The sequence below is a fragment of the Psychrobacter sp. genome, assembly GCF_036731945.1.
GTDB lineage: Bacteria > Pseudomonadota > Gammaproteobacteria > Pseudomonadales > Moraxellaceae > Psychrobacter.
Window position 1 is genome coordinate 1 of the sequence record NZ_DAINDI010000046.1, and the last position, 9,076, is coordinate 9,076.

Annotated in this window: 8 protein-coding genes and 1 pseudogene; 2 read left to right on the plus strand and 7 right to left on the minus strand. The window is 43.4% G+C overall.

Annotated features, from left to right (window positions below):
* Positions 1-135 (minus strand): annotated as a pseudogene (locus V7D75_RS10035) (phosphoribosylanthranilate isomerase); the annotation flags it as partial.
* 224 nt (positions 136-359) lie between these two features.
* Here V7D75_RS10035 and V7D75_RS10040 point away from each other — a divergent pair.
* Positions 360-2,036 carry a cryptochrome/photolyase family protein gene (locus V7D75_RS10040; protein WP_333614450.1) on the plus strand — a complete coding sequence of 559 codons (1,677 nt, stop codon included), beginning with the start codon at positions 360-362 and terminating at the stop codon, positions 2,034-2,036.
* A 60-nt stretch (positions 2,037-2,096) separates the two neighbouring features.
* On the opposite strand, the gene V7D75_RS10045 is transcribed toward V7D75_RS10040, so the two are convergent.
* Positions 2,097-2,345, minus strand: a complete 249-nt coding sequence (locus tag V7D75_RS10045; protein ID WP_333614451.1) for a hypothetical protein — start codon at positions 2,343-2,345, stop codon at positions 2,097-2,099.
* 163 nt (positions 2,346-2,508) lie between these two features.
* Entirely contained in the window at positions 2,509-3,249 is a 741-nt protein-coding gene (locus V7D75_RS10050) for a DUF4230 domain-containing protein (protein ID WP_333614452.1), read from the minus strand.
* Between the two features lie 661 nt (positions 3,250-3,910).
* Here V7D75_RS10050 and V7D75_RS10055 point away from each other — a divergent pair.
* Positions 3,911-5,629: a proline--tRNA ligase gene (locus V7D75_RS10055; protein ID WP_333614453.1), complete on the plus strand. Its 1,719-nt coding sequence runs from the start codon at positions 3,911-3,913 to the stop codon at positions 5,627-5,629.
* 102 nt (positions 5,630-5,731) lie between these two features.
* On the opposite strand, the gene queF is transcribed toward V7D75_RS10055, so the two are convergent.
* From queF to V7D75_RS10075, 4 genes are all read right to left on the minus strand, one after another.
* Positions 5,732-6,619, minus strand: a complete 888-nt coding sequence (gene queF, locus V7D75_RS10060) for an NADPH-dependent 7-cyano-7-deazaguanine reductase QueF (protein ID WP_333614454.1) — start codon at positions 6,617-6,619, stop codon at positions 5,732-5,734.
* 69 nt (positions 6,620-6,688) lie between these two features.
* Positions 6,689-7,462: an ABC transporter permease gene (locus tag V7D75_RS10065; RefSeq protein ID WP_068408525.1), complete on the minus strand. Its 774-nt coding sequence runs from the start codon at positions 7,460-7,462 to the stop codon at positions 6,689-6,691.
* A 131-nt stretch (positions 7,463-7,593) separates the two neighbouring features.
* Complete coding sequence (locus V7D75_RS10070; RefSeq protein ID WP_333614455.1) at positions 7,594-8,541, minus strand: ABC transporter ATP-binding protein; 948 nt, start codon at positions 8,539-8,541, stop codon at positions 7,594-7,596.
* A gap of 389 nt (positions 8,542-8,930) precedes the next feature.
* A partial coding sequence (locus V7D75_RS10075; protein WP_333614465.1) for a c-type cytochrome occupies positions 8,931-9,076 on the minus strand: 146 nt, incomplete at its 5' end.

Genomic DNA, 9,076 nt, shown 5'->3' on the forward strand with positions numbered 1-9,076 from the left:
TAGCAATTGTGCCTGCTCGATAGTAACAGCACGCGGACTCGGTGGGTAAAACACCAGACCGACGGCATCGACACCCAACTGAGCAGCCATCTTGATATCACTAGGCTGGGTAAAACCACAAAACTTCACCTGCATAATGTGACCTTATATATAACACTAAATAGAGATAACACTAGATATGACGTGGATAAATTGGCTTGGATAACGTAGCCGACCGTAAATACTGCTTCAATGCTAAAAAGCAAATATGATGATTTGTTAATTGAATGGTAAATCCATTGCATCCAAAAACTTATCCTAGCATACTTTTATTCACAGTTTTGTTTATGATTGCGATTGATTAATATAGGAAAGGTGGAATGTCTAAAACGGTGGCGGCAACGTCTCAGCACATTGCTAGCAATAATACGACGAGTGCAAACCCTGCCCATTATTTAATGTGGTTTCGTCGTGACCTGCGAGTTCATGACAATACGGCATTGGCAGCGCTTTGCGAGCGTGCAAATGCGGATAATGCGCGAGTCAGCGCTATTTTTTTTATAACGCCTGAACAATGGCACGCGCATGATATGTCACTCACCCAGCTCGATCATATCGCCCGTAGCTTGCCACTCTTAGCAACCTCTTTACAAAAACACTTAAATATCAACTTAACCGTCCAGCTCTGTGCCAGCTTTTCTGACTGTATTGAGACGCTCACCACCTTGTGTGAGATAAATGATATCAGCCTTGTCATGGCAAATCATGAGTACGAAGGTAATGAGATTGACCGCGACCAAGAACTAGCCAACCAACTTGCTAAATCCGATATCGAATTTATCCGCTGGCACGACCAATGTATCTTGCCACCAAAAACGATTACCACCAATGACGATAGCATGTATCAGGTCTTTACCCCATTTTATAACAAATGGCGGCATACCTTGGACGTTAGCAATTTACAAATGCACCAAGCCATGGCGGTAAACTATCAGTCAAAAATCAGCCAGTCAAAAACCACCCTAAAAACTGCAAGCGATAGTGCTCATACTGTCAAAGACATAGAACAACTCAGTAAAAAAGCCGTCGAAGATTATCAAAAACAGTTAGAGACCGCCGTAGAGTATCAGCACATTGATTTTGGCGCTCAGCTTGAGCACGCTAGAATGGCTTATCCAGCGGGTGAAGGGGCTGCGTGTCAACGTTTAGAGGATTTCATCGCGGATGATATCGATAACTATAACATCAGCCGTGATGTGCCAAATTTGCAAGCGACCAGCCAGCTATCAGCCTACCTCACTATTGGCGCAATAAGCCCAAGACTTTGCTATCTGCAAGCCACAAAAGCATTAGAGAGATTACAGGGTAATGATAGCGACAATTTCGATAGCTTTGATAAGCCCGATAAGTCAGATAAGCCTGATAACAACGATATTAACCGCTGGATAAGTGAGCTGGCATGGCGTGACTTTTATCGTCATGTTTTAGATGATAAGCCCGGGCTTATTCGCCATAAAGCTTATAAAGAAGAAACCGATAACAACATTAACTGGTCATATAATCAGGATGATTTTAAGGCATGGTGCACAGGCATGACAGGCGTACCATTGGTCGATGCGGCGATGCGCTGTCTCAATGCGACCGGGTTTATGCACAATCGCTTACGGATGGTAACGGCGATGTTTTTGACCAAAGATTTATTAATGAATTGGCGCTTAGGTGAGCGCTACTTTATGAAGCAGCTAATAGACGGTGATTTTGCGTCCAATAATGGCGGCTGGCAATGGAGCGCGTCAACAGGCACAGACTCCGCACCTTACTTCCGTATTATGAACCCTTTTAGCCAAGCTAAGAGTCATGATGCTGATGCATTATTTATTAAGACTTGGCTGCCAGAATTAAAAGACGTGCCAAGCAGTATTTTGCATAGTGAAGATAAAGTGCGTAAAGCGCTCACAAAGGGCGGTCAGTTTGCTGACATTGCTTATCCTGTGCCAATAGTTGAGCATAAGGCAGCACGACAACTGGCGATTGCTGAATTTAAAAAACAGTCATGAACTTAAAAACAGTCATGAACTTAAAAAAGCCGTAAAGCTGATATGTTTGAGAAGAGAGCGTTAGCTGTCTACCTTAGCTTTATTTTGCGGCGCACTGCCAGTTTGCACCAAACTGCTTTGTGCTGCACTATCTATATCGATAGCTGGCTTTACTATTCGTGTCTGAATGGTATAAATAGCATACGCGAGACAAGTAAAGCTTATGATGAGCAGCACCCACGTCGCAAAAGGTAGCGATTCTTTTGCTTTAGGCTGCTTGATTAATTCGCGTTTCTCATGAACGGAGGGCTGATTATTGGAAGTTGTCATATACGCCACCTCTTATATCATATAAGCTTATTTCAACGACAGCATTTATAAGGCTGTCGTTAATGATAAATAAGTCCTGCTATATAATATAGTAACCCTATTGCCAATAAATTCAAGCAACATCTGTTAAGTGGTGTGACTCTTCGTTAACCCATTTTAAGTATTAAGCCGTTGGCATTTGACACGCGCCTGCGCCCTGCGTGGTTACCGTTACGACGGCACCGGTCAATGAAAATAACTGCTGCAATTGGGTTTGCGCATTTTCTAATGCCAGATTCATCACATCACCGCGGCAAGCACGCTCCAGTACTTCTTTTTTCGCCATACTTTGCGCTTGTTGCAAGATTTTTGGATCGACCTGCATCATACCAAAAGCGCCCGTTTGCCAATCATAGATTTCTATGTCATCTAGATAGACAGAAAATATTTCTGACGGTGGCAAGGTGATATTGATTTGCGGCATCATTGAAATCGGCGTATTAGCATCAGCTTCCTGCACCTGTTCAACATCAATCTCTGGCTGCACCACCTGTACCATCTCTGGCGTTAACGCACTCAAATCAATCCCTGCTTCTACGCGCCCACGCGCTATAAACAGACCCTTTTGCTCATCTTGCCACAGCTTCATCCAACTGCCTGGCTTTTGGCTAGTAATAACGGTATCGACACTGAATGCCACCGTCTCCAAACGATTTAATTTTTGGATTTGCATCACCACCCCTTCACGGGTAATGGTTTCTATCGGTTCTTCCTTAGTGAGGTTTTGCAGGCTATAAATCGCAAAAGCGAGCGCGGCAAGACCGATAAGCAATACCAGCCACGATAGCATGGAGATGGGTTTTTTCGCTTGCGGGCGCTTGGCATTATTCTTATCTACTGAAGAGTGGTTATCAGGGTTGACCATGTAAACTACCTCAAGGTTTTATATTAATTCTTATCAGCATAAAATTGCTAAATATCAAACCTTTAATGCTATTTGTTTATAAGCATTTCAAGCAGTTACTACCATTCTCCTACATAATTGATGAGTTCGATGCCACTTTAAAAAATAGCTTTTGCTTCACTATTTATGCCTTTATTCTCTTATGTTCAAAATCTATAAATCGTGCTGCTTTATCAGCTAACCAAAGTTTTATCTTTAAGTCTCAAAAACTGGTAGATTTTGAGTTAAAAAATCAGCTTATTTTTAGCATCATTATTGAGTTTAGCCACTGTTTAAGCTGAAACAACAAAAAGTCATTGCGTCTTAGGCGAACTTTACCTAACATAGTCAGATTGTATAAGCAAAATGTTGGCATGCACCCATTTTTCTGGCTTTTTTACCAAAAATATGACGCTGTCGATATGGATGTATTCATACAAAAATAAAAGTTTCACCCTTTTTGTAAGGCGTTTTATAAACGCACTTTCTAATAACGTGCTGCTTGTTGCAGTACTTTTTAGCTAGGCAGGTCCTAGACTATTACCAAGTGATAAAAGGTAAGCTTGCGTCGGCTATCGAAGCACACGCTAAATACCCTCCTATTTCTTATTTATTTTATCGTTGATAAGGTTCCGCTTTATTTATGAAAGCCAGTCAATTTTTGTTTGCCACGCTAAAAGAAACGCCCAGCGACGCTGATATCGCCTCAAGCCAACTCATGGTAAGAGCAGGTCTTATTCGTAAAATCGCTTCTGGATTGTATATCTGGCTGCCGATGGGTTTGCGCGTGTTGCAAAAAGTCGAACGCATCGTTCGCGAAGAGATGCAAAACGTCGGCGCTCAAGAAGTGCTGATGCCAATGACCCAGCCTGCCGAGCTTTGGCAAACGACCGGGCGTTTTAATGACTATGGTCCTGAGCTGTTACGCTTCAAAGACCGTCATGACCGCGATTTTGTCTTGGGACCGACGCACGAAGAAGTTATCACCAACCTTGCTCAAGGTGAGCTGCGCAGTTATAAGCAGTTGCCGATTACCTTTTTCCAAATCCAAGGCAAGTTCCGTGATGAGATTCGTCCACGTTTTGGTGTGATGCGTGCGCGTGAATTTACCATGAAAGATGCTTACTCGTTCCACGCTGACCAAGCGTCTTTAGCAAAGACTTACCATGAGATGTACGACGCTTATACGCGCATATTTACCCGTTTGGGTTTAGATTTCCGTGCCGTGCAAGCGGATACCGGTTCTATTGGCGGTTTTGCGTCGCATGAGTTTCATGTGTTGGCAGACAGCGGTGAAGATGATATCGCTTTCTCTGACGTTTCTGATTATGCAGCCAACGTTGAGCTTGCCGAATCGGTCAGCACCGCTGAGCGTCAGCCACCAAAAATGGAGCGCGAAGACGTCTTAACAGAAAACATGACCAGCTGTAAAATGGTTGCCGAGCATCTAAGCGTACCGTTAGAGACCACGGTGAAAACTTTAATCGTCCACGGTCATACCGAAGATGATGAGCCGCAATTAATAGCGATTGTCTTACGCGGTGACCATCAGCTCAATACCATTAAAGCGGAGAAAATCGAAGAAGCCAATGTACCGCTAACGATGGCCTCTGATGAAGAACTCAAAGCCGCTGGTTTGCATAAAGGCTATATCGGCGTTGATTTGGATATGCCCGTATTTGTCGATCGCTCGGCAGCTTCTTTGTCAGATTTTGTCTCGGGCGCCAATGAAGTTAATAAACATACCATAGGTATGAACTGGGCGCGTGATGCCAGCATTACCCGCGTCGTCGATGTGCGCAATGTACAAGAAGGCGATCCTTCTCCTGACGGTAAAGGCAGCCTAAAAATCAAACGCGGCATCGAAGTCGGTCATATCTTCCAGTTGGGTGATAAATACTCGCAAGCGATGAATGCAACCGTCTCTGGTGAAGATGGCAAGCCTGTGACCATGATGATGGGTTGCTACGGTATTGGCGTTAGTCGTATTATCGCGGCTGCTATTGAGCAGAACAACGATGAAAACGGCATCATGTGGCCACAAACACCAAGCGTTGACGATTCAATTGCGCCGTTTGAAGTCGCTATCATTCCGATGAAGTCAAAAGAAGACACCGTCATGCAGACGGCGACCACGCTGTATGAAGAGCTCAAAGCTCAAGGTGTTAACGTCTTGCTAGATGATCGTAACGAGCGTCCGGGCGTGAAGTTTGCTGACCTTGAATTGATTGGTATACCGCATCGTATCGTGGTTTCAGACCGTAACTTGGCTGAAGGCAAATACGAATATGTCAATCGCCGCGAAACGGAAAAGCAAATGCTGAGCCGTGAAGAAGTGATGGCGAAAGTAAGCGGCAAATAGTTTTTGATAAAACTTGCTCAATAAAAAAGCGCTTATCTGAATCAGATAGGCGCTTTTTTATCAGTTGAATGCTGCAAAACCGATTTAAATAAAACCATTACCTTACTGGCGAATCAAGCGGCTTGGCTGCGGTAATAGTTTTATGTCACTGACGCGGCAAGGATTGATATCGATACCGCCGCGGCGTGTATACCATGCACGAACCATTAGCTCGCTTGGCTGATAGTACTGACTCAAATCAGCAAATATCTGCTCGACACACTGCTCATGAAAGCCATTATGCTGACGGAAACTTAAAATATAACGTAACATGCTCGCTGCATCGACTGCTTTATTACTAGTAATCGAAACCGCTAACGTCCCCCAATCGGGCTGATTGGTCACCGGACAATTACTCCGCAGCAAGTTAGAATAAAAAGTATAAGGCTGAGCAACTTCCGCCGTATTGTTGCTTGCTACATTATTATCATCTGCCTTGCTCTCTAGCAATGACGCGTCAGGATGTTCCGTTAGCGCGACTTTCTCGCTGCTATTGGCAAGTGCCTCATCAATACAGACGCCTTCAGGTTGAGCAATTAACAAGCCTGTTGCTTTATCATCCAAGTCATCATTTAGGCTAAATATTTCAACGGTTACCTCTGCCTGAACGCATGACAATAAGTCTTTAGCAATCAGCGCTTGCACTTCATCCCAACTAGCGAACTCGGTAAAGTTAATACTATTTAAATATAGTTTTAATGACTTTGATTCGACGATAAACGGCGAGCTTGCCGGAATACCAAAACGCGCAATAGCCACTTGCGAAACACCTTGTGCATTTAACCAAGACAGCTCGAAGGCGTGCCACCAATCGACGCCCACTGCTAGCTTATCATCTTGCCAGCCAATCACATCGCGCCCTAGATTGCGCGCTATTGGATAGAGGGTCTCGGGACTATACTCAGTTGGATAATCAGTGGTTTGTTCGCCTAAAATACCGTGAATACTCATGGCTACTTCCTAATAGTAAAACTAATGATAGTTAAAATGCTAGAGATTATAAATAGAACTCACAGCAATTTATAATCGAATACGCGAACCATCACTTAATAGTCGATAAGAGATAATATAAAAGATGACGCAAAAGGCAAAGATAGCCGCCATCGAATACCACACATTGACATCAGAATAGCCAAGAATACCGTAGCGGAAAGAGTTCACCATATAGACAATTGGGTTTAACAGCGAAATATTTTGCCAAAATGGTGATAAATTCTCCATCGAATAAAACACCCCGCCAAGATAGGTCAGCGGCGTCAACACAAAGCTTGGAATAATAGAAATATCATCAAATGAGCGCGCAAATACGGCGTTGATAAAGCCGCCAAGCGAGAATAAAACCGACGTACCAATCACCGTAAATAAGGTAATAAATAAGTGCTCAATACCTAGCTTGGTAAAAAATAACGCCACAATAAAGACGATGACCCCAACCGCCAGTCCGCGGAAAATACCGCCACTGATATAACCTGTCAAAATAGCGTGCTTAGAGATTGGCGATACCAGCAGCTCCTCAATGCTTGAGTGAAACTTAGCACTAAAAAAGCTCGAGACCACGTTTGAGTAACTATTAGTGATAATCGCCATCATAATCAAACCGGGCACGATAAACTGCATGTATGGCACACCGCCCATCTCGCCCACGCGCGAACCGATCATTTTACCAAAGATGACAAAATACAGGCTCATCGTAATAACTGGCGGCAATAATGTCTGCGGCCAGATGCGTAATATACGGCGAATCTCTTTAATCAGCAGGGTGCGAAAAGCAATCCAGCGTTGTGCGAAGTTCATGCGTTATCTCTCCTAAGCAGTCTACAGGCTAATATCAAAACGCTATCATGGCCCGCAGATTGCCTATATGGTTGCTATATTTATAGTGGTCTATTTATTTGGGTAAATTGGAAAATTATGAATCAAACAGCCTACGAGCTTAAAGGTTCATGCAAACTTTTATCAACCAGACGCATAAACAGCTCTTCTAAGCGGTTGGCTTTATTACGCATACTGGCGACCAAAACGCCTTGCTTAGACAACTGCTCAAAGACACCGTTTAGCGACTCACCTTCAGTCAATGTCACTTCAAGCGTTAAATCATCAGGTTGTAGCGTATCAGTGACCCCTATTAAAGCAATTTGCTTGGTCAATGGCGTCGCCAAATCAAAGACAAAAGTTTCGACCGATAACTGCGCTAATAAATCTTTCATCTCTGTATTGATACGAATCTCACCATGATCCAAAATAGCGATACGCTTACAAAGCTGCTCTGCTTCTTCCAAATAATGGGTGGTCAAAATAATCGTGGTATTTTCTTCAACGTTAATCTGCTGCATAAATTCCCACATCGAGCGGCGCAGCTCGATATCAACCCCAGCCGTTGGTTCGTCGAGTATCAATAGCTTTGGTTTATGAATCAAGGCGCGCGCAATCATCAATCGGCGCTTCATACCGCCTGACAGCTCTCGCGCCTTGTTATCGCGCTTATCCCATAAGCCCAAGGCCTTGAGAAGTTTTTCTGCCCGTGGTTTGGATTCTTTAGCCGCAATACCAAAATAGCCGGCTTGAGTAATCAAAATATCTTCAACTTTTTCAAACTGATTAAAGTTAAATTCTTGCGGTACCACGCCCAAAAACTGCTTGGCTTTTGAAGGTTCAGCCAACAAATCGGTACCAAAGATATCCACACTACCCGCTGTTGGCTTAAACAGTGAGCTAATGATACCAATCATCGTTGATTTGCCCGCACCATTTGGCCCAAGGAGCGCAAAAAATCCACCTTGTGGCACTGTCAAGCTGACATCTTTTAATGCCGAAAACCCGTTGCCATAGGTTTTAGATAAGTTCTGGATAGATAGCGCTGGCACCTCAGACATGAATACCTCTTTATTAGTGATGCATCTATAAAGGAATATAGAAGACGATTCGGGAAAAGTTAGTTTCTCTCATATTTGCTCTCGTATCTTACGACGAGTCTAGTGTCTAGATGTGAGGCTCGCGGTTGCGGATTTCAACATTAGGATGATATAACCACGATATTAATAATATCAATCGACGCCCACAAAAAAACGCCTACCTCATTAAATGAAATAGGCGCTTTATAAGCTTTTAGATATGACTGCTATTATTCGCAATACTGTAGCGTTTTTAGAATATTTTGACTATATTAAGCAGAATAATCATAAAAAAGCACGATAGAAGACGATAAATACTTTACCGTCTCCTGCTATTTTTATTACTGTTGCATATAAGTCAGCCAGTTAAATTAGCTTGCTTCACCAACCATATAATCCACTGCGTTTTGTACTTCTTCATCAGGAATATCAGCGCCGCCTTTGGCAGGCATAGCGTTAAAGCCGTTGATAGCATGGGTATACAAGGTATCTTTACCTTTAGCGATACGAGGACCCC